This is a genomic window from Oceanicaulis sp. (assembly GCA_040112665.1).
GTDB lineage: Bacteria > Pseudomonadota > Alphaproteobacteria > Caulobacterales > Maricaulaceae > Oceanicaulis.
This window is the reverse complement of the sequence record CP157796.1, coordinates 48709-71948: the sequence shown is the minus strand read 5'-3', so window position 1 is coordinate 71948 and position 23240 is coordinate 48709. Positions and strand designations below refer to the sequence as shown.

Here is a 23240-nt window from a genome sequence, read left to right as displayed (position 1 = left end):
GATAGAAAGCCGCCGTCGCGGCGGGTCCGCAGGGGTTATCTGAAACTGGAATGTCGCTCGTCTACCAAATTCTCGGCGGATTGCTGATCGTACTCGGCGTGCCGCTGTTCTGGACCCCGATTCCGATCGGCCTGATCATGATCGCGACCGGGATCGCGCTGATCATCGCAAACTCCGACGCGGCGCGCGAATGGGTGCGGACGCTCCGGATGAAACATCCCCGTTTCGACAACTGGGTGACGAGGGCCGAAGGCGTGGTGCCCCACCCGTTCGACCGGATCCTGAAACAGACCGAAGCCAGACGCGAGGAAGATCAGTGAGGTTAACCGCTTCGCTTCGCTAACACTCTGTAAAGACTGTTGAAAACGCAGTCTCGCTTCTTCCTGAACGGGTTCGGTTGTCGTATATGGAGATCAGGGACACGCTTCTTCGAAGCCTGTCTCCCTGTGAGCAATGACTTAGCGGGCCGGGCGGCCTCGTCCGGCCCGTCTTTTCCTCACAGGCGCGGAGGCAGGGTGTCCGGGGGCGGGCGCTTTCCCCGCTCGCCGGCCCGGGGTCAGGGCGCGCTCGGCGCCGCCTCGGCGTCTTCCTCCTCAGCAGGGTCCGACGGCGCTGTGTCGCGCCTGGACGCCAGCACGGCGTTGGCGAAGTCGATCGCGCCGTCGCTCTGGAAATTCGTCGCGCCCAGGCGGACGATCACCAGGTCTTCGGAGGGGATGACGAAGGCGTACTGGCCCTGAAATCCGTTCATGATGAAGGTGTCTTCGGGAAGGCCGGTCTCGTACATCCAGAAGCCCGAGCCGTAATTTCCGTTCGAGCCCGGCGTCGGCGTTGAGACGTAATCCGCCCAGGCCTCGGGGATGATCTGTTCTCCGTCCGGCGCCCGGCCGCCGTCGATATAGAGCTGGCCCATGCGCGCCCAGTCGCGCGCCGGGGCGTACATGTAGCTCGACCATTTCAGCGTGCCGGCCTCGTCGGGCTCGACGATGGCGCCGCCCATGTTCAGCGGCTCGAACAGCATCTCGCGCACCGCGGCGACGCGGGCCTGCGGCGTGTCGCCCAGACGCGGCTCCAGCCCGGCGCCGGCCAGGATCGTGTTGCCCGACTGATAGTCCCAGCGCTCGCCCGGCGCGGCGATCTGCGCGCGGGTGGCGGCGAAGCCGGCCATGTCGGGCTCGGTGAACAGCATGTCGGAATTGGGATCGGTGCCGTCGTTGAGCTCATACCCCGCCAGCCCGCCGGTCATGGTCAGCAGGTGATGGATCGTGATCTCCGGCCGGCCGGCCTCGGCCAGGGCGGGGATTTGTCCCTCGGCGTGAATGTCGATCAGGCCGCGCTGGGCCAGAACGCCCGCCATCGTGGCGGCGAGCGATTTGGTCATCGACCAGCCGTGCAGCGGGGTGTCCGGCCCGACCCCGTCGGCGTAGCGCTCGGCGACGAGCTCGCCGTCATAAAGAACAAGCGCCGCCAGAGTGTTGCGCCCGTCCTCGGTGAAGGCGGCATCCAGCGCCGCGTTCAGGGCGCCGGTGTCGAAGGCGGCGTCGCGCAGCCCGGCGTTCAGCGCCATCGGCGCGGGCGGCAGGGGTTCGAGCGAGGCCGAGGCGTCGAAATCGTCCCCGCCGTGGACCAGGGTGCAGCCGAGCCCCTCGCGATAGACCGCGCGCTGCCGCCAGAACAGCCCCAGGATCGAGGCGGTCGCCTCCCGCCGGGTCTCGTCGACGTTTGCGCTCACGAGCCCCGCCGCGCCGCCCAGCAGCGGATGGACATAAAGCGCGAGCGCCCGTTCCGGCTCAAGGCCCGAGACAAAGGTCATCGAGCACGCCTGCTTGGCGGTGAGCCCCGTGGCGGTCGGCAGATAGATCCGGCCGGTGTCCGAGCCGTTCAGCCAGACCAGCCCCGCCGCAGCGCCGAGCGCCAGCACCCCGGCCGCGCCGAGCAGAAACCTTCGCATGATGTCGTCCTCCCCCTGAGCGGCGGCAGGATCGATGGAAAATTGCGGGGGTGCAAGCCGTTGCACCCTCAGCCCTGCGGCCGATCGCCTGGCGGAGCGGAACGGGGTTTACATTGACCGTATTCAGTCTAGGGTTTTTTGAGCGCCGAGCGGATCAGTCCTCAGACGGCGCCACGCCGGATCGACAGGCGGCCGCCATATTGCAGCCGTGACGCGGCGATGAAGGAGACGGCCATGACCTGCGCCAACCCTCAACATCACGGGCACGCCCACGAGCACGGCCCCGATTGCGGCCATACGGCGGTGAAGCACGGCGACCATGTGGACTATCTGCATGACGGCCACCTGCATCATCCGCACGGCGACCATGTCGACGAGCACGTGATCGCGCTGGACAAGACCAATCCCGGCGGCTGCGCGCCGATCGGGCAGGGCGCCCTGGCGCACGCCGACGATCACGAGCACGGGCCCGATTGCGGCCATGAGGCCGTGCCGCACGGCGATCACACCTGCTATCTGGTGGACGGCCGCCTGCATCACCCCCATGACGGCCATTGCGACGATCACGGACCGCTGAAGACGGTCTGAAGGTCTAGTTCAGAACGTCCCGCCAGTCCGGGGTCTTCTCGATCTGCGCCTTCGCGAAGGGGCAGAGCGGGATGATCTTGACCCCGCGCTCGCGCGCGTCGGTGACCGCGCGCTCGACCAGCGCCTTGCCCACGCCCATGCCGCGCCAGTCGTCGGGCACGCCGGTATGGTCGATGATGATCAGCGTCGCGCTGGCGATCGAATAGGTGAGCTCGGCCTCGGGCTTGCCAGGCGCGGTCGCGACATAGCGGCCCTTGGTGTCGCCGCGCTCTTCGGTGATCTCGAACTCCGCCATTCGCCGCGTCCTCGTGTTCAGCCCGTGCCGGCTCGCCAGCTTTCGTCCAGAACGTCCTGAAGCGCGGGCGTGCGGTCGATCTTGATCTTCACATAAGGACATTGCGGCACGACCGACCAGCCCCGATCGCGCGCGTCGGAGACCGCCCGCTCGACGAGCCGGGCGGCCTGACCTCGTCCGCGCAGCGCCGGCGGGGTGTAGGTGTGGTCGATCACCATGCGCGTACCGGCCAGAAGATAGGTCAGCTCGCTGTCCCCGCCGTCCTCGCTCAGGACATAGCGGCCCCGTTCGCCGTCTCGCGTCTCGGTGATCGTCTCGGTCATGCGCCAGGCTCCGTTCAGTTCAGATCGGCCGCGTGCGCCTTCAGCGCCGCCAGCGGTACGATCTGCAACGTGCGGGCATGGCTGGCGTTCAGAACGACCTGCGGCGCGCAGCCCGCCTCGAACGCTTCGAGCCAGCGGCTGGCGCACAGGCACCAGCGGTCGCCGGGCTTGAGGCCGGGGAAGCGGAAATCGGGCTGCGGCGTGGACAGATCGTTGCCCCGGCTGGCGGTGAAGGCCAGGAACTCCTCGGTCATCACTGCGCACACCGTGTGAACGCCGCGATCATGCGGGCCGGTCTGGCAGCACCCGTCGCGATAAAAGCCGGTGACCGGGTTCTGGCCGCACAGGGCGAGCGGCCCGCCCAGAACATTGAGCGGGCCGCCTTCGCCGCGATTATAGGTCTGGTCGAACGGCATGAGCGCAAACGTCTCCCCGTAGCGCCGCTGATCAGACGCACTGCAAGCACATATGCCGGACCGCGGCGAGGGCCAGCGCTGTTATTGATCTTATTCAGCCGATGTCAGTCGAAGCGCGAGAAGTCCGGCGCGCGGCGCTCCATGAAGGCGGTCGCGGCCTCCTTGAACTCCTCAGAGCGCAGCTGATCGGCGAAGAGCCCGCCTTCGCGCACGATGCGGCCCTGAAGGTCCTCTTCGGGCAGGCCGATGAGCATCTTGGCGGTCTTCACTGCGCCGGGCGCCTTGCCGGCCAGATCGGCGGCGATCGCGCGTACCGCGTCCTCGAAGCCGGCCTCGGGCAGAACGTCCGTGACGAGGTGCTTGGCGGCGGCTTTGTCCGCGTCCCATTTCGCGCCGAGCAGCAGAAGCTCGCTCGCCACCACCCGGCCCACAAGGCCCGGCAGGATCTGGCTCGAGCCGAATTCCGGCGCCAAGGCGAGATTGACGAAGGGGGCGGAGAAGACCGCGCGCGGCGTGGCGTAGGCGAGGTCGCAATGCAGCAAAAGCGTCGTGCCGATGCCGACCGCGAGCCCGTCCACCGCCGCGATCACCGGCTTTTCGCAGCCCATGAGCGCGCGCATGAAGCGCTCCACCGGCGGGGTGTCGCCGCCGCCGATATGAGGCGGCGCCTCCATGAAGTCGACAAGGTCGTTGCCCGCGCTGAACACGCCGTCCGAGCCTGCGATGATCACCACGCGCACCTCGGCCTCGTTCGCGCTTTCCAGCGCCTCGGCCATCGCCGTGTACATCGCCCGCGTGATCGCGTTCTTCTTGCCGGGGCGGTTGAAGCGGATCGTGCGGACGCGGGCGTCGTCGGACACCAGGATCTCGTCGGTCATGCGTCAGTCTCTCGTAAAAAGGGCCTGATCTAGCGCGGGCAGACCAGGACGTGGGAATCGAACACCGCGCCCAGGATCAGCCGGTCGCCGGCGGGCGCGGCCACCGAAGCGGAATCGATACCCGAGCCGTCGTCGTGGAACACGGTGTCCCACGCTCCGCTTTCGGGGTCCACCCGCACAGCCTTGCTCGGCGCGCGCGCCTCGGGATCGGACTGGTGGGCGAGGAAGGAGAACACTTCGGTGTTGCCCGCGATATAGAGCGATCCGTCCTCGCCGAGCTCGATATTATCAAGGCCCAGCGGCACGCGGTGTTTCGCCGAGCGCACCAGATCGCCGGTCACCGGATTGCGGTCGAAGACATGCACCGTCCGGCCGATGAAGGCGCTGGCGTAGACCTCTTCGCCGTCCGGGCTCAGCTGGATGCCGTTGGCGTAGGCGATGGACTTGGCGACGATCCGGCCCTCGCGCCCGTCGAAAAAGGCGATCGACCCGCCCGGCAGGCCCAGGAAGGGCTCGGCCATCGCCATCGGCCCGCCTGAGAAATACGCATCGTTGGTCACGTAAAAACTCTCCGGCCCGGTCGCAGCGATGTCGTTGGGCGAGCGGATCGCCGGATCGGTGACGGTGCGCACATGGCTCAGGGTCCCATCCGCGCCGATATCGTAGATCAGAACCTGATGGCCCGAGGCCGGGTGGGAGATCACGAACAGCCGCGCCACCTCGCCGTCGCGATAAAGGCTGATCCCGTGGGGCCTGAAATCGGCCGGCGCGTCGGTGCTGACCGCGCGCACGCTGTCAGGGTCGTCCGGATCGAAGGCGTAGATGCCGTTCAGCGGATCGGCGACCCCGGTCCGGCGCTCGGCGGCTGAGACAAACGCGAGCCCGGTGACGGGATCGAAGGTGACGTCCTCGGTCCCCGGCGCGATCTCCACAGCCGTGCACGCCGCGTTGTCGGCGTAATTTTCGCCCTCCAGCACGCCGGAGGCCGGAATCACCACGAAGGCCGTCCGCACCAGCGCGATCGCCAGCACGGCCCCCAGCATGAAGGCGAACACCCGAACCATCGCTTCCTCCACGATCGATACGCGACGTTAGACGCCGGTTCAGGCGGGCGGCAAGCGGTCAGCGTCCGGCTGAACTCTCTCCAATCCTCGCCTTCAAACTCAGAAGATCCGCCCACGCCTTCGCCTTCTCCTGCGGGCGGCGCAGAAGGAAGGCCGGGTGGAAGATCGGCAGGGCGGGCACGCTGCTTCCGTCGGGCAGGGCGTAGTCCGCCCAGCGGCCGCGCAGCTGGGTGATGCCGGTGCGCACCCTTAAAAGCGTCTGCGCGCTGATATTGCCCGCGAAGACCAGAATGTCGGGGCGGACCAGTGCGATATGCCGCTCGGCGAAGGGGCGGCAGGCCTCGATCTCGGCGTCGGTGGGCTTGCGATTGCCCGGCGGTCGCCAGAACACGACATTGGTGATGTAGGCGCTGGTCTCATCAAGCCCGATCGCGCCGAGCATCCGGTCCAGCAGCTGCCCGGCCACGCCCACGAAGGGCTTTCCTTCGCGGTCCTCGTCCCGGCCCGGCGCTTCGCCGACGACCATCACCTTGGCTTCGGGATTTCCGCGCGCGAACACGGCCTGGGTCGCGGTGGCGCGCAGCGGGCAGCCGTCGAAGTTCGCAACCGCCTCGCGCAGCTGATCGAGCGTCTTGCACCTGTCCGCGATCTCGCGGGCGTTCTGAACCGGCGCTGCGCCGAACCCGGCCGCGCGCGCCTGGGCGGGCGTGGTGCGCGGGGCCTCGGCCGCGGGCGGGGCGGGCCTTGCGGCGGCGGGACGGCGCACTTCTGATGGCGACAGCGGCAGCGTCTCCACCCCCGCCTGGTCCCACCAGTCCACGAGGCTTTGCAGCGTGCGCAGGTCTTCAGGCGATAGCGGTGCGGACATGCTCTTCTCGGCGGCGGCCGGTCGGGAAGGTGGGCGCGAGCGGGCAGGCGCCCTAGCTCACGGGAAAAGCCTAGGCTAAGACGGAAGAAAGGGCTGCGCCAGCGTGCTTCGCGCCGGTGCGGCGGCATCAGACAGGAGACGACATGGCCGACGAGGCGATCGAGCGCGAATCCATGGAGTACGACGTCGTGATCGTGGGCGCCGGCCCGGCCGGGCTGGGCGCCGCGATCCGCCTCAAGCAGCTCAGCGAGGAGACCGGCAAGGATATCTCCGTCGCCGTGCTGGAGAAGGGGTCCGAAGTCGGCGCGCACATCCTCTCAGGCGTGGTCTTCGACCCCAAAGCCCTCGACGAGCTCATCCCCGACTGGCGCGAGGATCCCTCCCAGCCCTTCGACACCGAAGTGACCGAGGACCGGTTCGTCATGCTCGGCGAGGCCGGCGCTGCGACCGTTCCGGGCTTCGCCATGCCGGGCTTCATGCATAATCACGGCTGCTATGTCGGCTCGCTCGCCAATCTGTGCCGCTGGCTGGCGGAGAAGGCCGAGGCGATGGGCGTGGAGGTCTATCCCGGCTTCCCCGCGGCGGACTACATCTACGAGGACGGCGCGATCCGCGGCGTCGTCACCGGCGACATGGGCGTGGCGCGCGACGGCGGCCACAAGGACATGTACCAGCCGGGCATGGAGCTGCGCGCGAAATACACCCTCATCGCCGAGGGCGCGCGGGGCTCGCTCTCCAAGCGCCTGATCCGCGAACTCGATCTCGGGGCGGACCGCGAGCCGCAGAAATACGGCCTGGGGATGAAGGAGCTCTGGCGCGTCAAGCCGGAGAAGTTCAGGAAGGGCCTCACCCAGCACACCATGGGCTGGCCGCTCGACAACGAGACCGGCGGCGGCAGCTGGATGTACCATTTCGGGGACAATCTGGTCTCCATCGGCTTCGTGGTGCACCTCAATTACAAGAACCCGCACCTCTTCCCGTTCGGCGAGTTTCAGAAGTTCAAGACCCATCCCGACATCGCCGAGGTGCTCGAGGGCGCCGAGCGCCTGAGCTACGGCGCGCGCGCGATCACCGAGGGCGGGTATCAGTCCGTGCCCAAGCTCGCCTTCCCCGGCGGGGCGCTGATCGGCTGTTCGGCCGGCTTTGTGAACGTGCCCCGGATCAAGGGCAGCCATAACGCGATGAAGACCGGCATGATGGCCGCCGAAGCCGCGTTCGAGGCGGTCGGCGCGGACCGCGCGCACGACACGCTGGAGGCCTATGAGACGGCCTATGAGAACAGCTGGGTGCGCGAGGAGCTCAAAAAGGTCCGCAACGTCAAACCGCTCTGGACCAAGTTCGGCACCGTCGCCGGCGTGCCGCTGGGCGGTCTGGACATGTGGACCAACCAGCTCTTCGGCTTCTCGATCTTCGGCACGATGAGCCATGGCGGCGCCGATCACGAGGCGACCAAGCCCGCCGACAAGTGCAAGCCCAAGCACTACCCCAAGCCCGACAACGTGCTGACCTTCGACCGGCTCTCCTCGGTGTTCATCTCCAACACCAACCATGAGGAAGATCAGCCGATCCACCTCAAGGTCTCCGACATGGCGCTGCAGAAGGAAAGCGAGCTGGCCGTCTATGGCGGGCCGTCCGCGCGCTATTGCCCCGCTGCGGTCTATGAATGGGACGAGCCCGAGGGCGGGGGCGAGAAGAAGTTCGTGATCAACGCGCAGAACTGCGTGCACTGCAAGACCTGCGACATCAAGGATCCGAACCAGAACATCAACTGGACCACGCCCGAAGGCGGCGGCGGTCCGAACTATCCCAACATGTAAGGGGGCGCGGGCGGCTCCGGCTCCCGCGGGCGCGATGCGCGCTGCACTGATCATCCTTGTGGGCCTGACGGTCTCGGGCTGTACGAGCACCGGCGGCTTCCTCGCGCCCGACGACGCGCCGCAATCGGCCTACGGCTCGTTTCTGGCCGGCCGCTACGCCGGGGCGAGCCGGGATCTCGACGCCAGCTCGGAATACTACGCCGAGGCGCTGGAGCAGGCGCCGGGCTCCGCGCTGATCACCGGCAGGGCGTTTCTGGCCTCTCTGATGGCGGGCGATTTCGACCGGGCGGACGACACCGCCCGCGCCGCAGCGCAAGGCGAGGACGGCGCGCGGCTGGCCCGGCTCTATCTCCTGGCCGCCGATCTCGCGGGCGGAACGGTGGAGCCCTTGCAGGGCGAGCCCGCCGATCCGTTCGGCGCGATGGTCGCCAGCGTCATCGAGGACTGGAAAACCGTCCGCGGCTCGCGGGCGCGGGCGCTCGAAGCGGCGGAAACGCCTGGCGGCGGGCCCTTCGCGCTCAGCGGTCATCTCGCTGTGCATCGCGCCTTGCTGTTTGAATCCGCGCGCGATTACGAGCGCGCCGAACAGGCGTACCGCGCCGCAAGCGGCTCGATCGACCTTCATGACTTCACCACCGTGCTCTACGGCGAATTCCTCGAACGCCGCGGCCGCCGCGCCGACGCGATCGCGCTTTACCAGGGGCGGCTCGCCCAGACCGGGGAGCGCGAAGACCCTGAAGTCGCCGCAGCGCTGGACCGGGTCCGCAACGGCCGCCGTGCGCCGCGCTTTCCCCGCGCTGAAGAGGCCGCTGCGCGCGCGATATTCGCGCCGTCGGCCCTGCTGACCAGCCAGGCGCCGGTCGACTACACCGCGCTCTATCTGCGGCTCGTCCAGCGGCTCGATCCCGATTTTGCGCGCAATACGATGGCGCTGGGGGCGATGCTCGAAGGGCTCGACCTGCTCGATGCGGCGGTGGAGGCCTATGAAAGCCTCGATCGCGGCGCGTTCGCCGCCGACGCCGCGGTGCAGGCCGCCTGGCTGGAATACCGGCAGGGCCGGACCGGGGCGGCGCTCGACCGGGCGCGCGATCTGGCCGCGGCGACCCGCGGAGAGGGGCCGCGTCTTCTGCTGGCCGACATGCTGCGGGCCTCCGATCGCTGCGAAGAAGCGGCCGAGATCTATCGCGCGGTTCATGCCGAACGCGAGGCCGCCGGCCGGGAAGTCGACTGGCACGTGCCGTATTTCGCCGGGCTTTGCCTTCAGCGCACCGAAGGCTGGGCGGCGGCCGAGCCCTGGCTCGTCGCCGCGCTCGACGCCGCGCCGGACGAGCCGCGCGTGCTCAACCATCTGGGCTATAACTGGATCGTCATCGGCGAGCGGGTCGAAGAGGGGTTCGATCTCGTCGCCCGCGCCGCCGAGCTGGCGCCCGAGAACGGCGCGATCCTGGACTCGCTGGGCTGGGGGCATTTCAAGCAGGGCCGGATCGAGGACGCCGTCCTGTGGCTCGAACGCGCGATCGAACGCAGCCCCGAGGATCCGACCATCAACTGGCATCTGGGCGACGCCTACGCGGCGTCGGGCCGGACGCTGGAAGCGCGCTTCCAGTGGAACCGGGCACTGGAGCTCGACCCCGATCCGCGCGAGCAGGCGCTTCTCGAACGCAGGCTGGAGTTCGGCCTCTCCGCCGGGCCGGCCGATCTGGAATGAGCGGCGCGGTCGTCGAGTTCGCGCCCGCCAAGGTGAACCTCACCTTGCGCGTCGGACCGCCGCGGGCGGACGGCTACCATCCGCTCGCCTCGGTGGTCGCCTTCGCCGACTGGGGCGACGCGGTGAGCGCCGCGCCCGCCGAAGCGCTGACGCTCAGCCTCACCGGTCCCGGCGGGGAGAGCCTCAGGGCCGAACCGCAAAATCTCGTCCTGAAAGCCGCCTATGCGCTCAGGGCCGCCGCCGAGCGGCCCGAACTCGGCGCGGCGCTGACGCTTGAAAAGCACCTGCCTGTCGCGGCGGGCCTGGGCGGCGGGTCGAGCGACGCGGCGGCCGCGCTGCGCGCGCTTAACACGCTCTGGGATCTGGGTTTCTCCACCAAAGCCCTCGCCGAGATCGGAGGCGTGGTGGGCGCGGACGTGCCGGCTTGCGTGCATTCCAAACCGCTTCTGATGAGCGGCATAGGAGAGACGATCCAGCCGCTGATCGCCTGGCCGGCTCTTTACGCCGTGCTCGCCAATCCCGGCGTCGCAACGCCGACCGGCGCGATCTTCAAGGCTTATGACGAACACGGTCCCGCCGGGCTCGATCCGGTGCGGACCCCCGCCGCCGGCGGGTTCGGCGACGCCCTCTCCTATCTTTCCGCGTCCGCGAACGATCTTCAGACCACCGCCTTGCTGCGCGAACCCGCCGTGCGCGAGACGCTGAACGCGCTCGAACGGCTCAAGGACGTGCGGCTCGTCCGGATGACCGGGTCCGGCGCGACTTGTTTTGGGCTGTTCGAAACCGAAGCGGCGGCGAAAGCGGGCGCAGACTTTCTCGCTGAAGCCAAGCCTGACTGGACGGTGCGGGCGGTGCTTCTGGGAGGCGCGGCGTGATCGCCGTGCTGGGCCCGGCCGCGCTCGCCGGCTTTCTGGTCTCCGCGCTGATCGCTGCGCTGGTGATGAAGGCCGGCGTGCTCGACATGCCCAACGCGCGCTCGAACCACGCACGGCCGACCCCGCGCGCAGGCGGTCTGGGGATCGCGGCCGGGCTCGGCGCCGGGCTGACGCTCGCCGCATCCACGCCGCTCGCCGGGCCCGAGCTTGCAGGCCTTCTCGCGGTCTGTGCGGTGTTCTGCGCGGCCGGGTTCGCCGACGATCTTTTCACCCTGGACGAGTGGGCGAAGTTCGCCGTGTTCGTCGCCGCCTGCCTCGCGCTCGCCGTCATCGCCGGACCCGTCACCCGGCTCGGCCTGACGCTCGAGTTCGGAGCCGAGCTGCCGTTCTGGGCGGGGCTTGCGGGCTCCGCGCTCTTTGCGTTCGTGGTGATCAACGCGGTCAATTTCATGGACGGATCGGACGCCATGATGGCCGCGGTCATGATCCCTGCTTCGTTGGCGCTGTGCGTGGCCGGGCTCGTGGCGGGGGTGGCGGCGACCTATCTGATCGCCGCCGTGCTCGCCGCCGCGCTCGCAGGCTTTCTGCCGTTCAACACGCCCCGGGCGCGGCTTTTCGCAGGCGACGCCGGCGCGCTCCTGACAGGCGCCGCCTACGCCGCAGGCGCGCTCGCCATGGCGGGCCACGGATTTTCCGGCTCGCTCTGGCTCGCGCCGATGTTCGTCCTGGTGTTCCTCGCCGACGTCTTGCTGACGCTGCTGCGCCGGGCGCGGCACGGGCGTTTTTCATTGAGCGCGCATCGCGAGCACGCCTATCAGCGCCTGATCGCGGCGGGCTGGAGCCATGGCAGCGTCGCGCTCGCCTATGGCGGGCTGACCGCGATCATCGCGCTTTCCGGCCTCGTCGCAGCGCAAGGCCCAGACGGCGCCGTGCCCGCCGCCTTCGCGATCTGGGTCGTGGTCCTGGCCGTGCTCTACCGCGCGGTGGGACGGATCGCGCCGGAGGCGCGCTGAAACACGTTCGAACGCGTTCAGCGAACTTCGGGCGCCGGACTTCCCATTCGCGATCGCCGGGCTATGTTTCGGCTCCGGGCCGGGAATGGCGGAGAGCTTCACCATGGACGACACGTTCGCGCTCAGCTGGATCTTCGCCGGAGCGGCCGCCGCGATCGGCGCGCTCATGGGCTGTCTCAGCCTGATCAATCCGCGCTGGGGCCAGAGCGTGGTGCGCCTGGCGCCCGATCCGCGCTGGAAGGGCGGCTGGGCGGAGTTCCGCGCGAGCTATGGCGGCGCGCTGGTGCTGCTTCACGGCGCGGTGCTGCTGACGCTGGCGATGAGCGCGCAGGCCGGCGCAGGCGCGGTCATGGGCGCCAGCTTCGCGGCTTCGTGTTACTGGCTCGGCATGGCGATCGGGCGCGTCGTCTCGATCTTCGCCGACCGGGAGAAGGAGACCGGCACGTCCTATAACTGGATGGGCGTGGGGTTCGAGCTTCTCATGGCGGCCGCGCTGGGCGCGCCCTTCCTGTCTCATCTGGGCGGATGACCGCGCTTTCACTGGACCGGCCCCGGCCTGGCTGGTAATCGCCTCCCCGATGAGGGAGCCCGCATGAGACCGATGTTCGCCCGCCGGCGGAAAATCCCGCCGCTCGCCGTGTTCGGCTTCGCGATCGCGCTCGCCGTGCTGATCGCCGATCAGGCCAGCAAGTTCTGGATCCTCGAAGGGCTCGATCTCGACGCGGGCGGTCCGGGCAGCCGGGTCAACGTGCTCGATCCCTGGTTCAACCTCACCATGGTGTGGAATCGCGGCGTCAGCTTCGGCATGTTCCAGGCCGACAGCTGGTGGCAGCGCGGGCTGCTGATCACGATCTCCCTCGCCGTGTCGGGCTTTCTCGCCTACTGGCTGTTCTCGGCCGAGCGCCGGATGCAGGCGGCCGCCTTCGGTCTGATCATCGGCGGGGCGGTGGGCAATGTCATCGACCGGTTCCTCTACGGGGCGGTCGTGGACTTCTTCGATTTTTCGGGACTTTGGTTCCCCTACGTGTTCAACGTCGCGGACGCGGCGATCTCGATCGGGGTCGCGGTGCTGATCCTCGATCTCGTCCTTCACGGCGAAGGAAAAAGATAGGGCGCCTGAAAGGCTGGCCATCGCGCCGCGCCCTCTGTTAGAACTTCGTCAAGCATTTGAACCAGCGTGAGGCTCGCCGATGCGTATCCGCACTCTCGTACTGATTTCGGCCGCCGCCCTGTTCGGCGCCACCGCCTGCACCTCGGGCGTGCGCCAGGCGCTCGGAACCGAGCGCACGACGCCGGACGAGTTCCGCGTGGTGACCATCGCTCCGCTGACCGTGCCGCCGGAATACAATCTGCGTCCGCCCGCTCCGGGCGAGCTGCGCGCCGAGGACGTGTTCCAGGACCGCCAGGCGCGCCGCGCTTTGTTCGGCGATCTCGACAGCTCGCGGGCGAGCGATGCGGAGATCCTCTTCGCCGCCCGCGCCGGCGCGGCTGACGCGAACCCCGACGTGCGCGCCCTGATCGACGGCGAGACCGCCGCGATCGTGCGCAAGCGCGAGACCCTGGCCGACCGCGTCATGTTCTGGCGCGACGGCGAGGTGCGGGTCGACGACGAAGGCAATCCCATCGATCCCGAAGCCGAGCGCGCGCGCATCGAACGCCTGGCCGGCGACGGCGATGTCGAGATCCGGCGCCGCCGTGACATCCGCCCCAAGCTGCCCGGCCTCTGAGGCGACAGGCGCTTCCTAAACGATCACGGCCCGGCGGCGACGCCGGGCCGTTTTTCGTTGCAGGGACGTTACTTTATACGGGTTTGACAGGCCCTGCGGGCTGCGGATCAATGGCCCTGACAAAAAACAGGGTTCGGGGGAGGACCGCCATGATCCGCACGCTCGCCGCCAGCGCCGCCGCGCTGGCCTTCGCCGTTTCCGCAACCGCACAGGACGAGGCGGCCGAGCCGCTCACCGTCATCCACGCCGGCACGCTCTTCGCCGCGCCGGGAGAGGAGCGTCCGCGCTCGAACGTGTCGATCCTGGTGCGAGGCGACCGGATCGAGGCGATCGAGGACGGCTTCGTCACCCCAGAAGGCGCGGCGATCGTCGATCTGTCCGACGACTGGGTGATGCCCGGCTTCATCGACGCGCACGTGCACATCACCAGCCAGACCGGGCCGGAGCGCCGCTGGCAGCCTTTCACCGATTCAAGCGCGGATCTGGCCATGGACGGTGCGGTCTACGCCCGCCGCACGCTGGAAGCGGGCTTCACCACGGTGCAGGACGTCGGCGCGGACATGGAGGCGGTGCGCGCCCTGCGCGACGCCATCGCCGAAGGCAAGGCGGTGGGACCTCGCCTGAGGATCGCAGGCGGGGCGGTGACCCCGACCGGCGGGCACGCCGACGTGAACGGCTATTCGATTGCGGTGATGCGCCAGGGCGGCAGCCCCTACGCCTGCAACGGGCCTGACGATTGCGCCCGCGCCGTGCGCCAGCTCGTCCAGGAAGGCGCGGACGTGATCAAGATCACCGCCACCGGCGGGGTGCTGAGCTCCACCGGCGCCGGCGTCGAGCAGCAGTTCTTTCAAGAATAGCTCGAAGCGATCGTGCAGGCTGCGCACATGATGGGCCGCCGCGTGACCGCGCACGCCCACGGGGTGACCGGCATCAACGCCTTCCTGCGCGCAGGCGGGGATTCCATCGAGCACGGCACCTATCTGGACCGCGAATCGATCCGGCTGTTTCGCGAGAACGGCGCCATGCTGGTGCCCACCGTCATGGCGGGCGAATGGGTGACCAACCAGGCCGACGCAGGCTGGATGACGCCGTTCCAGCGCGCGAAATCCCTGCAGGTCGGCCCGCAAATGCTCGAAATGGTCCGCCGCGCCCATGAGGGCGGGGTGACCATCGTCTTCGGCACCGATTCCGGCGTCTCCCCGCACGGCGACAACGCCCGCGAGTTCGAGCTTTATGTCGACGCCGGCATGACAGAAATGGAGGCCATCGCCAGCGCCACCACCGTGGGCGCCCGCCATGTCCGCCTCGAAGACGAGATCGGCCGCATCGCGCCGGGCTTCTCCGCCGACATCGTGGCGGTGGACGGCGATCCGCTGGCGAACATCTCCGAGCTGCGCGACGTGGACTTCGTGATGGCGCGCGGGGATGTGGTGGTGCGCGATTAGGATCCCATGAGGCCCCTTCCCATTCCACCTGTCCCTTTGACGCTGCTGCTCGGCGCGGTCGCGTGGTTTGCGTCCTGGTCGTCCCCCGGCTGGTTGAGCTGGCCGCGCGAGCATACGGCGACGGGATTTCTATGCGGCGTGCTCGTCGCCGCGGGTTTCACGGTCATGATCGCGGCAGTCGTGTCCTTCCGGATGCACAAGACCACGGTCGACCCGCGGTATCCCGATCGGGCTGGCGCATTGGTGACATCGGGAGTCTTCTCGATCAGCCGCAATCCCATGTATGTCGGCATGGCGCTGCTGCTGGTCGGATGGGCGATCTGGCTTGGTGACGGGATAGCCTTGATCTTTCCGGCTCTGTTCTTCGCCCTGATCGATAGAGTCCAGATACCCGCTGAAGAGGCAGCGCTAAGCGAGCACTTCGGCGAGGCGTACACCGCATATTGTTCGAAGACCCGCCGATGGCTGTAAGCCCTGGCGCGGCCAAAGTGGGCGAGGCGAAAAGGCGGCCCGGGACCTTGTGCCGGGCCTCGCGCCTGCGCCAGTATCCCCGCCAAGGTCCAGCATCGGGGCCCGGATCGAGATCCGGCGCATCCAGGAATTCATGTTTTCTTCGATGAGTAAGTAATGTCCCAACTCGACGACGCCTTTTCCGGCACCAAGCCGGTCGCCGAAGCCCTGAAATTCGACGAAGCCGCGCTTGAGCGCTGGATGGCGGCGAACGTGGAGGGGTTTGAAGGCCCGCTCGAAATCGAGCAGTTCAAGGGCGGCCAGTCGAACCCGACCTACAAGCTCACCAGCGCCTCGGGCCGCTATGTCCTCCGGCGCAAGCCGCCGGGCAAGCTGTTGCCGAGCGCCCACGCGGTGGACCGCGAGTTCCGGGTGATGCGCGCGCTGGGCGCGCAAGGCTTCCCGACGCCGAAAATGCACGGGCTGTGCGAGGACGAAAGCGTCGTCGGCACGGCCTTTTACGTGATGGATTTTGTGGACGGCCGGATCTTCTGGGATCCCTACCTGCCCGATCTGTCGCCCGAAGAGCGGGGGAATATCTACGACGCCTCGAACGCCACGCTCGCCCAACTGCACTCGATCGATCACGAGGCGGCGGGTCTGGGTGATTACGGCAAGCCGGGCAATTATTTCGAGCGCCAGATCGGCCGCTGGACCAAGCAGTACAAGGCCGCAGAGACAAAGCCGATCGAGTCCATGGACAAGCTGATCGCCTGGCTGCCCGCCCATGCGCCCGAGCAGGAGCGGGTGAGCGTGGTCCACGGCGACTACCGGCTCGACAACATGATTTTCCATCCCACCGAGCCTCGCGTCATCGCGGTGCTGGACTGGGAGCTGTCGACCCTGGGCGATCCGCTGGCGGACTTCACCTATCAGCTGATGCAGTGGCGCACGCCGAAGGACATCCGCTCGGGCTTTCTCGGCGTGGACCTGAAGGCGGTCGGCATTCCCACCGAGGACGAGTACGTGAAGGCCTATTGCGCCCGGACCGGCCGCGACGGCATTCCGGCGCTGGAGTTCTACTTCGCCTACAACATCTTCCGGCTCGCGGGCATCGCCCAGGGCGTCTACGCCCGCGCCATGCAGGGCAACGCGTCCAACGAGCGGGCCAAGGAACTCGGCGCCCTGGTCGAGCCGATGGCCGACTACGCCTGGCAGATCGCGAAATCATAAAAAAAGCCCCGGCCGGAGGACCGGCCAGGGCTGTTCGCGTTAGAATTCTGCTGTGGCTCAGAACACCCCGCTCAGCTCGAAATAGACGCGCCCGTCGTTGTTCAGCGCGCGTGTTTCGATCTCGACCGGGCCGCCCAGGGCGCGCGTGTCGGCCCAGACATAGCGGATCCGGTCCTGCCGGCCGAGATTGAGATCGGCGCCGATCCGGGCGGTCAGCCCTGCGATACCGCGCTTCTCCGCGAAGAGGTCGAGATCGCCGCGCGGCGGGGTGACCCGCTCGAACTGGTCGAGCCTGTAGAAATCCTCATGGCCCTGGACGTAGTAGTCAAAGCCCCAGGCGAAGCCCAGCGCGTTGAGATCCTGACGGAAATCGATGCTCGCCCGCCAGTCCTCGTCATTGCGGAAGCGGCGCTCCACCCCGGTGACGGGATCGGTGACCATCGTCTCGCGCACCATGGCCGAGCCGGACAGGACGCCGCCGGGAACACCGAGCGCATCGAGCGGGGTGGTGTAGTTCATCTGCAGCCGCCAGCGGCGGCCGTCGCCGAGATTGCCCGGCGCGTCGAACGCCCCGCCGATCGGAACGAGATCTGACACGCCCTCGACCCATTCGTAGAGGCCGATCAGCGTCACCGTGCCTTCCTCGGCGAAGCGGCGCTCCCAGTCCGCGCGCAGCTGCCAGGTGCGCTCGGGCTCGAGATCGGGATTGCCGAGCTGGCTGGTGTCGTCGTTGACGTTGATCGAGGAGATGAAATCCCCGAACGAAAGCTGGCCGACGAAGCGGCGGGCCGAAACGCGCAGCTGGTCGCGCTCGTTCGGCGTCCAGCTCAGCGTCACTTCCGGCTTGTAATAGGTGAAGGTGCGCTCCTGCTCGGCGTCCCCGGTCTGGGCGATGCGCGACAGCTCCACCGCGAAGGCGCCCTCCAGCGTCCAGGCCGGCGAGGGCCGCCAGACCCGCGTCACCGAGGCGTCGGCGCGATGCTCCTCCACCCGGGTTTCGCTGACCGGCAGGTCGACCGGGGTGAGGTCCTCGCCTTCGAAAATGTCGAGGCTGCCGTCCAGGAAATTATACGCGCCTTCCAGCGCCCAGGTCGTGGACACGGACTCCCGGGGCGTATGGCGCGCTTCGAGGCGCAGAACGCTTTCGCCTTCCGCGTCGGCGTCTTGCAGCGTCAGCCGGCCTGAGAAACGGCCGTCCGGGTCGAAGTCGTCGAACACGTCCACGCCTTCCTCGCGGTTCAGCCTCTGAAGGGCGGAGAGCTTGAGCGACCAGGCGTCGGTGAGGACATGGTCGTAATCCGCGCTGGTTTCCGCGCCGATCGCGTCGGTCGAGCCTGCGCCGGTGTCCGCGCCGAGCGGCGCCCCGCCGGGCGTGGTGACTGCGCCGAACCGATTGAAGTTGTAGCGCCAGGTCCAGGCGCGCGCGTCGATCCGGAGCGTGTGGCCGGCGTCGAAATCGCGCTGCCAGGCCGCCGATGCGGTGACGTCCTCCCAGCGCTCCTGGGTGCGTTCGGTCTCGACGCTGAGCGCGGTGAAGTCCGGCTCGAACCGGCGGCGCACGCTGTCGCGGCCGTTGGCGTGGCCGGAGAGATCGAGGCCCAGCGTCAGCGTCGTATTGGCGCTGGTGCGTGTCGCGCTGATCTCGCCGGCGGGTACGAGCCGTCCGGATTCAAACAGCACGGCGCGGCCCGCCCAGGCGCCCGACCAGCCGCCCGATCGGTCGGTGACGATGTTCACCACTTGGTCCTGACCGGCCATGTCGACGCCGGGCACGGGCGCGCGAATCAGCTCGATCCGCTGCACCGACGCGGCGGGCAGGCGCGAGAGCAGGGCGCCGGGCCCGTTCTTGGAGCTCGGCCTGCGCCCGTCGATCAGAACGTTGGACAGCCCGCTCGCGAGCCCGCGGCCGCCCCCGCCGCCGGAGATCGAAAACCCCGGCACCCGGCCGACCATGTCGCGCGCGTTCTGGGGGTTGAACTCGTCGAAGAAGGCCGGCTCGTAAACGAGCACCGCGTCTTCGCCTTCGGCGGCCTCCTGCGCGTCGAGGCTTGCGGAGGCGGGTGTGGCGGCGGCCAGCGGCGCAAGGGCGGCGCAGGCCAGCAGGGTCAGCCGTAAAGGCTTGAAGATAATGTCTGATCGGGTCATGGCGGCGACCATAAAGCGCCGCAGGGTGAAGAGGAGTTTAACCTCAGACAGGCTTTTCACATTCCCGTGATGACGCACCTGCGAAAATTGTCACCCCGCGCCGCCGACCGTCAGGCCGTCGATCTTCAGCGTGGGCTGGCCGACGCCGACGGGCACGCCCTGGCCGGCCTTGCCGCAGGTGCCCACGCCGGGGTCCATCTTCATGTCGTTTCCGACCATGGAGATGCGGGTGAGCGCGGTGGGGCCGTCCCCGATCAGGGTCGCGCCCTTGATCGGTTCTTCGATCCTGCCCTTGCGGACCCGGTAGGCCTCGGTGCAGCGGAAGACGAACTTGCCCGAGGTGATGTCCACCTGGCCGCCGCCGAAATTCTTCGCGTAGATGCCGTCTTCGAGGCTTTCCAGGATCTCGCCAGGATCGTGCTCGCCCGCTTCCATGATCGTGTTGGTCATGCGCGGCATCGGGGCGTGGGCGAAGCTTTCGCGCCGGCCGTTGCCGGTGGCGTCCACCCCCATCAGCCGGGCGTTCTGCCGATCCTGCATATAGCCTTTCAGCACGCCGTCCTCGATCAGAACGGTGCGCGAGGTGGGCGTGCCTTCGTCGTCGAAGGTCAGCGAGCCGCGCCGGTCGTTGATCGTGCCGTCGTCGACCACGGTAACGCCCTTGGCGGCGACCTGCTGGCCGATCCTGCCGGCGAAGGCGGACGTGCCCTTGCGGTTGAAGTCGCCCTCGAGGCCGTGGCCCACCGCTTCGTGCAGCAGCACCGCCGGCCAGCCCGGGCCGAGCACCAGATCCCATTCGCCCGCAGGCGCGTCGACCGCTTCGAGATTGACCTTGGCCACGCGCAGCGCCTCGTCGGCGAGCTCTTTCCAGGCCGCCGGATCGATCCAGCGGGAGAACTCCGCCCGGCCGCCAGCGCCGGCCGAACCGGTCTCGCGCCGGCCTGCGCGTTCGCAGGTGACCGAGACGTTGACCCGGACCAGCGGGCGCACGTCGGCGCGCACATCGCCGTCCGCGCGCACGATGCCGATCACCCGGCGCGAGCTCGACAGCGAGCAGCTGACCTGAACCACCTCGGGATCCTGGTCGCGCAGATAGGCGTCGATCTCCGCGAGCAGGGCGGATTTGGCTTCAAAGCCCGGCGAGCCGATGACGTCGACGTCTTCATAAAGGTGCCGGTTGGTGCGCGCGGGCGGGGGCGCCATCACCGCGTCCGAGCCCTTGCGCGCAGCCGAGGCGGTTTCGCCTGCGCGCTTCAGCGCGGCCAGCGTCGGATCGGAGGAGTGCGCGAAGCCGGTGCGCTCGCCGAACACGCCGCGCAGGCCGAAGCCGCGCTCGGCGTCGAAATTGGCGACCTTCAGACGGCCGTCGTCGAAAGCCAGGCTTTCCGACGCGCTGGTCTCGACGAACAACTCGCCGTCATCGGCCCCGGTCAGGCACGAGGCGAGCACGCGGCTCGCATCGGTCGCGTCGAATTCGAAGGCGGCGAACGGGTCGGCGGTCATGGGCGCTCCGTCAGACAGATCATTTCGTTCAAGACATAGAGGGTCGAAGCGCCGGATACGAGCATCGGCGTGCATGCGGGCTCATTGTTGAAGCGGCAGATCGATGTCGCATTCCGCGCCGGCCGGCTCGAGCCGCAGATCGACCTTCGCCTCGGGGACTCCCTGCAGGAGGCGGCTGATGAGCTCGGAGCCGAAGCCGCGGCGCGACGTGTCCTCGACAACGGGGCCGCCGCGCTCTCGCCATCGCACGTGGACGAGCGCGCCGTCCGCCCCAGCCTCCCAGCCCAGCCGGACTTCGCCGCTCTCGTTCGAAAGCGCGCCGTACTTGACCGCGTTGGTGCACAGCTCATGCAGGATCAGGGCGAGCTTGGTGGCCACGCCAGCGCTGATCTGAAGCTCCGGACCTGAGAACCCGAAGCGGGACTGGTCCGCACAGGCGCCGACGGCGCGCCGGATCAGCGCGCGGAGGTCGGCGGTGTTGGCGTCGCCCTCGAACAGAAGGTCGTGCGTCGACGCCAGCGCCTGCAGTCGTTCGCGAAACCGGTGCAGTCCGGGGCTGTCGGCCTCGTCGCGAAACGACAGGGCGGCCAGCCCGTTCACCACCGCCAGCGTGTTCTTCACCCGGTGGCTCAACTCGTCGAGTAGGGTCTTCACCTCCTGCGCCGAGCGCACCTGGCGCGTGATCTCCTTACCGGCGTTCAGAACGCCGACGGGCGCGCCGCGCGTGTCCAGGATCGGGCTGAAGGAATAGTCGAACCAGGCGGTCTCGCGGCGCCCGCTGCGGTCGAGCTCGAACTGCACCTGATCGCGGCGGACCGTCGCGCCAGCGAGGGCGGCCTCGATCTCGGGTCCGATCTGGTCGGCGGCTTCGGCCCAGGCCTCGATTATCGGCTTTCCGAGCGGGCACGGCTTGTCGGCCAGCAGGGGCGCGTAGGCGTCGTTGTAGGCTGCGACGATCGCGTTCGACCCGCCCATCACGATCATCGGAAACGGCGCGGCCAGCGCCAGGCGGACGGCGCAATCGAGCGCATGGGGCCAGGCCTCGCGCGGGCCGAGCGGGGTTTGCGCCCAGTCGAACCGGTCAACGGCGGTTGTCATGTCGGCTGCGTCCGCGGTCATCGTGCCGCTCCTGCGAGCGCGTTGCGGCCGGCGGTCGCGCCGGGCGTCCCACGCTACAGGTCTTCGAGGCGATCAGAAACCCGTCTCAGCCCGCCTGATGACGCCGGAAGCGGCGCGGCTGGGCCTGGAAGGTCGCGTTGTCCGGCGCGGCGTCGGCGGCGGCGACATAGGCCTCGTAGGCGGCGTCGTATCGGCCCATGGCCTCTAGCGCGACCGCTTCGTTGAAGTGCGCCATCGCGGCGTCCGCGCCTGCTTCGCGGGCGCGGCGGGCGGCCGCGACCGCGTCCGACGACGCGCCGGAGCGGGTGCGGGCGGCGGAGAGATTGAGCCAGGCTTCAGCCAGGTCCGGATCAAGCTGGACGGCCTGCTCGAGATCGGCGCGCGCCTGGCGCAGGATGCCACGATCGAGCGCGATCAGGCCGCGATTGACCAGAACCTTCGCGCGCATCGCGTCGTCGAGTTCGGGCGCGCGCATCGCGATGTCGCAAGCGCCCAGCGCCCGGCCGTCGCTGGCGCCCTCGAACGCGCCCGATTCGCACTCGGCGAGGGCTGCGGCGAGCGAGGGCCGCTCGATCGGCTGCTGGCCGTCGGCTTCCTGTGAAAACGCGACCGCGCAGGCTGCGGCGGCGACGAGCGCGGCGCCCAGGCCGAGCGCGCCGCCCTTGGCGGCTTCGCCCAACGCCTTGCCGGAGCTGGAATTTTCCTCACGCATGCGGGCCATGATCCCCTCCTTCATGGGCAGCGGAAGAAAACCCTAGCAAAATCCTGCGCATCGGGCCAAGCCGCTGCGGTCCGGAGGTATATGAAAAAACATTGGGCCTTGCGACAAAAAGGCGCTTATACCGCGCTGACAGCCTCGCGGGGTGGTTCTATATACCGGCCCGCTGACACGGGCCCGATCCGCCGCGGCCCGTCTGACACATCTCTAGTTCCTCGGGGGAGCCATGCGTTTCACGGCCGCTCTCGGCGCTGTCGGCGCCTTGTTCAGTCTGATCACCGGCGCCGCGTTCGCGACGCCGCCGGTCGTCATTCCTGTGGACGGCCAGCTGGGCCTGCAGCCCGCGGCCACGCCGGTGATGGAGAACATCCATGAGTTCCACACCCTTCTGGTGTGGATCATCACGGCGATCTCCGTCTTCGTTCTGGCGCTGCTGGGCTGGGCGATGATCCGCTATCGCGCGCGCCCCGGCCACGAGCCCAAGAAGTTCAGCCACAACACCTTCGTGGAAGTGGTCTGGACGGTGGTGCCGATCCTGATCCTGGTGGTCATCGCGGTGCCGAGCTTCCGCCTTCTGTACTTCCAGGACGTGATCCCCGAAGCGGACTTCACCATCAAGACGACCGGCAACCAGTGGAACTGGACCTACGAGTATCCCGACCATGGCGGGTTCCAGTACGTCGCGAACATGATCGCCGACGAAGACGTCGCGACCTGGCCGTACGAGGCGCACCGTTTGCTGACGACCGACCTTCCCGTCGTCGTGCCGGTCGGCGCGACCGTGCGGGTCGAGGTCACCGCCTCGGACGTGATCCACAACTGGGCCATGCCCGCCTTCGGCATCAAGATGGACGCCATTCCGGGGCGGCTGAACGAGACCTGGTTCGTCGTCGACGAGCCCGGCGTGTTCTACGGCCAGTGCTCGGAGCTGTGCGGCCTGCGCCACGCCTTCATGCCCATCGAGGTGCATGTCGTGCCCCAGGAGGTGTTCGACGCCTGGGTCGCCGCGGCCAACGAAGACCCCTACGAGGCGCCGCGCGTCCTCGCCGCCCACTATGACGAGCTTCGCGGCGAGAGCCGCGTGGCTTCCGCCCGCTAAGGAGA

The 23240-nt window shown here is 68.5% G+C and carries 23 protein-coding genes and 1 pseudogene; 13 read left to right on the top strand and 11 right to left on the bottom strand.

Annotated features, from left to right (window positions below):
* Window positions 1–50: 50 nt before the first annotated feature.
* Window positions 51–320, top strand: coding sequence for a hypothetical protein (locus tag ABL308_00410; GenBank protein ID XBQ16355.1), 270 nt, complete (start codon window positions 51–53; stop codon window positions 318–320).
* 236 nt (window positions 321–556) lie between these two features.
* On the opposite strand, the gene ABL308_00405 is transcribed toward ABL308_00410, so the two are convergent.
* A complete protein-coding gene (locus ABL308_00405; GenBank protein ID XBQ16354.1) occupies window positions 557–1951 on the bottom strand; it encodes a serine hydrolase in 1395 nt (464 codons plus the stop codon).
* Between the two features lie 234 nt (window positions 1952–2185).
* On the opposite strand from ABL308_00405, the gene ABL308_00400 reads away from it, so the two are divergent.
* A complete protein-coding gene (locus tag ABL308_00400) occupies window positions 2186–2539 on the top strand; it encodes a hypothetical protein (GenBank protein ID XBQ16353.1) in 354 nt (117 codons plus the stop codon).
* 4 nt (window positions 2540–2543) lie between these two features.
* Here ABL308_00400 and ABL308_00395 read toward each other — a convergent pair whose 3' ends face one another.
* The 6 genes from ABL308_00395 to ABL308_00370 all read right to left on the bottom strand — a co-directional run bounded on the left by ABL308_00395 (window position 2544) and on the right by ABL308_00370 (window position 6383).
* Window positions 2544–2834, bottom strand: a complete 291-nt coding sequence (locus ABL308_00395) for a GNAT family N-acetyltransferase (GenBank protein ID XBQ16352.1) — start codon at window positions 2832–2834, stop codon at window positions 2544–2546.
* Between the two features lie 17 nt (window positions 2835–2851).
* Window positions 2852–3157, bottom strand: a complete 306-nt coding sequence (locus tag ABL308_00390; GenBank protein XBQ16351.1) for a GNAT family N-acetyltransferase — start codon at window positions 3155–3157, stop codon at window positions 2852–2854.
* Between the two features lie 14 nt (window positions 3158–3171).
* Window positions 3172–3573, bottom strand: coding sequence for a DUF2237 domain-containing protein (locus tag ABL308_00385; GenBank protein XBQ16350.1), 402 nt, complete (start codon window positions 3571–3573; stop codon window positions 3172–3174).
* 104 nt (window positions 3574–3677) lie between these two features.
* Complete coding sequence (locus ABL308_00380; GenBank protein ID XBQ16349.1) at window positions 3678–4451, bottom strand: enoyl-CoA hydratase-related protein; 774 nt, start codon at window positions 4449–4451, stop codon at window positions 3678–3680.
* Between the two features lie 29 nt (window positions 4452–4480).
* The gene (locus ABL308_00375; GenBank protein XBQ16348.1) at window positions 4481–5515 is read right to left on the bottom strand and encodes a hypothetical protein; all 1035 of its coding nucleotides are present in this window, start codon (window positions 5513–5515) and stop codon (window positions 4481–4483) included.
* A gap of 58 nt (window positions 5516–5573) precedes the next feature.
* Window positions 5574–6383, bottom strand: a complete 810-nt coding sequence (locus ABL308_00370) for a uracil-DNA glycosylase (protein ID XBQ16347.1) — start codon at window positions 6381–6383, stop codon at window positions 5574–5576.
* Window positions 6384–6526: 143 nt separating this feature from the next.
* Between ABL308_00370 and ABL308_00365 the strand changes: the two genes are divergently transcribed.
* The 10 genes and pseudogenes from ABL308_00365 (at window position 6527) to ABL308_00320 (ending at window position 16651) form a co-directional block, all read left to right on the top strand.
* Window positions 6527–8200: an electron transfer flavoprotein-ubiquinone oxidoreductase gene (locus ABL308_00365; protein ID XBQ16346.1), complete on the top strand. Its 1674-nt coding sequence runs from the start codon at window positions 6527–6529 to the stop codon at window positions 8198–8200.
* Window positions 8201–8234: 34 nt separating this feature from the next.
* On the top strand, window positions 8235–9908 hold the full coding sequence (locus ABL308_00360) for a tetratricopeptide repeat protein (GenBank protein ID XBQ16345.1): 1674 nt from the start codon (window positions 8235–8237) through the stop codon (window positions 9906–9908).
* Complete coding sequence (locus ABL308_00355; GenBank protein ID XBQ16344.1) at window positions 9905–10783, top strand: 4-(cytidine 5'-diphospho)-2-C-methyl-D-erythritol kinase; 879 nt, start codon at window positions 9905–9907, stop codon at window positions 10781–10783. Before ABL308_00360 ends, ABL308_00355 begins: the two co-directional genes overlap by 4 nt.
* The gene (locus ABL308_00350) at window positions 10780–11796 is read left to right on the top strand and encodes a hypothetical protein (protein XBQ16343.1); all 1017 of its coding nucleotides are present in this window, start codon (window positions 10780–10782) and stop codon (window positions 11794–11796) included. Before ABL308_00355 ends, ABL308_00350 begins: the two co-directional genes overlap by 4 nt.
* Window positions 11797–11899: 103 nt before the next feature.
* Window positions 11900–12325 carry a hypothetical protein gene (locus ABL308_00345; GenBank protein ID XBQ16342.1) on the top strand — a complete coding sequence of 142 codons (426 nt, stop codon included), beginning with the start codon at window positions 11900–11902 and terminating at the stop codon, window positions 12323–12325.
* A 63-nt stretch (window positions 12326–12388) separates the two neighbouring features.
* Entirely contained in the window at window positions 12389–12907 is a 519-nt protein-coding gene (gene lspA, locus ABL308_00340; GenBank protein XBQ16341.1) for a signal peptidase II, read from the top strand.
* A 79-nt stretch (window positions 12908–12986) separates the two neighbouring features.
* Window positions 12987–13523: a DUF3035 domain-containing protein gene (locus tag ABL308_00335; GenBank protein XBQ16340.1), complete on the top strand. Its 537-nt coding sequence runs from the start codon at window positions 12987–12989 to the stop codon at window positions 13521–13523.
* 110 nt (window positions 13524–13633) lie between these two features.
* Window positions 13634–14968, top strand: a pseudogene (locus tag ABL308_00330) (amidohydrolase family protein).
* Between the two features lie 6 nt (window positions 14969–14974).
* On the top strand, window positions 14975–15439 hold the full coding sequence (locus tag ABL308_00325; GenBank protein XBQ16339.1) for an isoprenylcysteine carboxylmethyltransferase family protein: 465 nt from the start codon (window positions 14975–14977) through the stop codon (window positions 15437–15439).
* A 156-nt stretch (window positions 15440–15595) separates the two neighbouring features.
* The gene (locus tag ABL308_00320) at window positions 15596–16651 is read left to right on the top strand and encodes a phosphotransferase (GenBank protein XBQ16338.1); all 1056 of its coding nucleotides are present in this window, start codon (window positions 15596–15598) and stop codon (window positions 16649–16651) included.
* Window positions 16652–16708: 57 nt separating this feature from the next.
* Here ABL308_00320 and ABL308_00315 read toward each other — a convergent pair whose 3' ends face one another.
* The 4 genes from ABL308_00315 to ABL308_00300 all read right to left on the bottom strand — a co-directional run bounded on the left by ABL308_00315 (window position 16709) and on the right by ABL308_00300 (window position 22139).
* A complete protein-coding gene (locus ABL308_00315; GenBank protein ID XBQ16337.1) occupies window positions 16709–18796 on the bottom strand; it encodes a TonB-dependent receptor in 2088 nt (695 codons plus the stop codon).
* A 90-nt stretch (window positions 18797–18886) separates the two neighbouring features.
* The gene (tldD, locus tag ABL308_00310; protein XBQ16336.1) at window positions 18887–20299 is read right to left on the bottom strand and encodes a metalloprotease TldD; all 1413 of its coding nucleotides are present in this window, start codon (window positions 20297–20299) and stop codon (window positions 18887–18889) included.
* Window positions 20300–20380: 81 nt separating this feature from the next.
* Window positions 20381–21418 (bottom strand): HWE histidine kinase domain-containing protein, encoded by a 1038-nt coding sequence (locus ABL308_00305; GenBank protein XBQ16335.1) that lies wholly within the window; start codon window positions 21416–21418, stop codon window positions 20381–20383.
* Between the two features lie 85 nt (window positions 21419–21503).
* Window positions 21504–22139: a hypothetical protein gene (locus ABL308_00300; protein XBQ16334.1), complete on the bottom strand. Its 636-nt coding sequence runs from the start codon at window positions 22137–22139 to the stop codon at window positions 21504–21506.
* A gap of 223 nt (window positions 22140–22362) precedes the next feature.
* On the opposite strand from ABL308_00300, the gene coxB reads away from it, so the two are divergent.
* Window positions 22363–23235 carry a cytochrome c oxidase subunit II gene (coxB, locus tag ABL308_00295; GenBank protein ID XBQ16333.1) on the top strand — a complete coding sequence of 291 codons (873 nt, stop codon included), beginning with the start codon at window positions 22363–22365 and terminating at the stop codon, window positions 23233–23235.
* Window positions 23236–23240 lie beyond the last annotated feature (5 nt).

What these genes read in the sequence shown, in the direction of transcription:
- ABL308_00410 (XBQ16355.1), top strand. Translation starts at nt 51, where the DNA reads ATGTCGCTCGTCTACCAAATTCTCGGCGGATTGCTGATCGTACTCGGC.
- ABL308_00405 (XBQ16354.1), bottom strand. Translation starts at nt 1,951, where the DNA reads ATGCGAAGGTTTCTGCTCGGCGCGGCCGGGGTGCTGGCGCTCGGCGCT.
- ABL308_00400 (XBQ16353.1), top strand. Translation starts at nt 2,186, where the DNA reads ATGACCTGCGCCAACCCTCAACATCACGGGCACGCCCACGAGCACGGC.
- ABL308_00395 (XBQ16352.1), bottom strand. Translation starts at nt 2,834, where the DNA reads ATGGCGGAGTTCGAGATCACCGAAGAGCGCGGCGACACCAAGGGCCGC.
- ABL308_00390 (XBQ16351.1), bottom strand. Translation starts at nt 3,157, where the DNA reads ATGACCGAGACGATCACCGAGACGCGAGACGGCGAACGGGGCCGCTAT.
- ABL308_00385 (XBQ16350.1), bottom strand. Translation starts at nt 3,573, where the DNA reads ATGCCGTTCGACCAGACCTATAATCGCGGCGAAGGCGGCCCGCTCAAT.
- ABL308_00380 (XBQ16349.1), bottom strand. Translation starts at nt 4,451, where the DNA reads ATGACCGACGAGATCCTGGTGTCCGACGACGCCCGCGTCCGCACGATC.
- ABL308_00375 (XBQ16348.1), bottom strand. Translation starts at nt 5,515, where the DNA reads ATGGTTCGGGTGTTCGCCTTCATGCTGGGGGCCGTGCTGGCGATCGCG.
- ABL308_00370 (XBQ16347.1), bottom strand. Translation starts at nt 6,383, where the DNA reads ATGTCCGCACCGCTATCGCCTGAAGACCTGCGCACGCTGCAAAGCCTC.
- ABL308_00365 (XBQ16346.1), top strand. Translation starts at nt 6,527, where the DNA reads ATGGCCGACGAGGCGATCGAGCGCGAATCCATGGAGTACGACGTCGTG.
- ABL308_00360 (XBQ16345.1), top strand. Translation starts at nt 8,235, where the DNA reads ATGCGCGCTGCACTGATCATCCTTGTGGGCCTGACGGTCTCGGGCTGT.
- ABL308_00355 (XBQ16344.1), top strand. Translation starts at nt 9,905, where the DNA reads ATGAGCGGCGCGGTCGTCGAGTTCGCGCCCGCCAAGGTGAACCTCACC.
- ABL308_00345 (XBQ16342.1), top strand. Translation starts at nt 11,900, where the DNA reads ATGGACGACACGTTCGCGCTCAGCTGGATCTTCGCCGGAGCGGCCGCC.
- lspA (XBQ16341.1), top strand. Translation starts at nt 12,389, where the DNA reads ATGAGACCGATGTTCGCCCGCCGGCGGAAAATCCCGCCGCTCGCCGTG.
- ABL308_00335 (XBQ16340.1), top strand. Translation starts at nt 12,987, where the DNA reads ATGCGTATCCGCACTCTCGTACTGATTTCGGCCGCCGCCCTGTTCGGC.
- ABL308_00325 (XBQ16339.1), top strand. Translation starts at nt 14,975, where the DNA reads ATGAGGCCCCTTCCCATTCCACCTGTCCCTTTGACGCTGCTGCTCGGC.
- ABL308_00320 (XBQ16338.1), top strand. Translation starts at nt 15,596, where the DNA reads ATGTCCCAACTCGACGACGCCTTTTCCGGCACCAAGCCGGTCGCCGAA.
- ABL308_00315 (XBQ16337.1), bottom strand. Translation starts at nt 18,796, where the DNA reads ATGACCCGATCAGACATTATCTTCAAGCCTTTACGGCTGACCCTGCTG.
- tldD (XBQ16336.1), bottom strand. Translation starts at nt 20,299, where the DNA reads ATGACCGCCGACCCGTTCGCCGCCTTCGAATTCGACGCGACCGATGCG.
- ABL308_00305 (XBQ16335.1), bottom strand. Translation starts at nt 21,418, where the DNA reads ATGACCGCGGACGCAGCCGACATGACAACCGCCGTTGACCGGTTCGAC.
- ABL308_00300 (XBQ16334.1), bottom strand. Translation starts at nt 22,139, where the DNA reads ATGGCCCGCATGCGTGAGGAAAATTCCAGCTCCGGCAAGGCGTTGGGC.
- coxB (XBQ16333.1), top strand. Translation starts at nt 22,363, where the DNA reads ATGCGTTTCACGGCCGCTCTCGGCGCTGTCGGCGCCTTGTTCAGTCTG.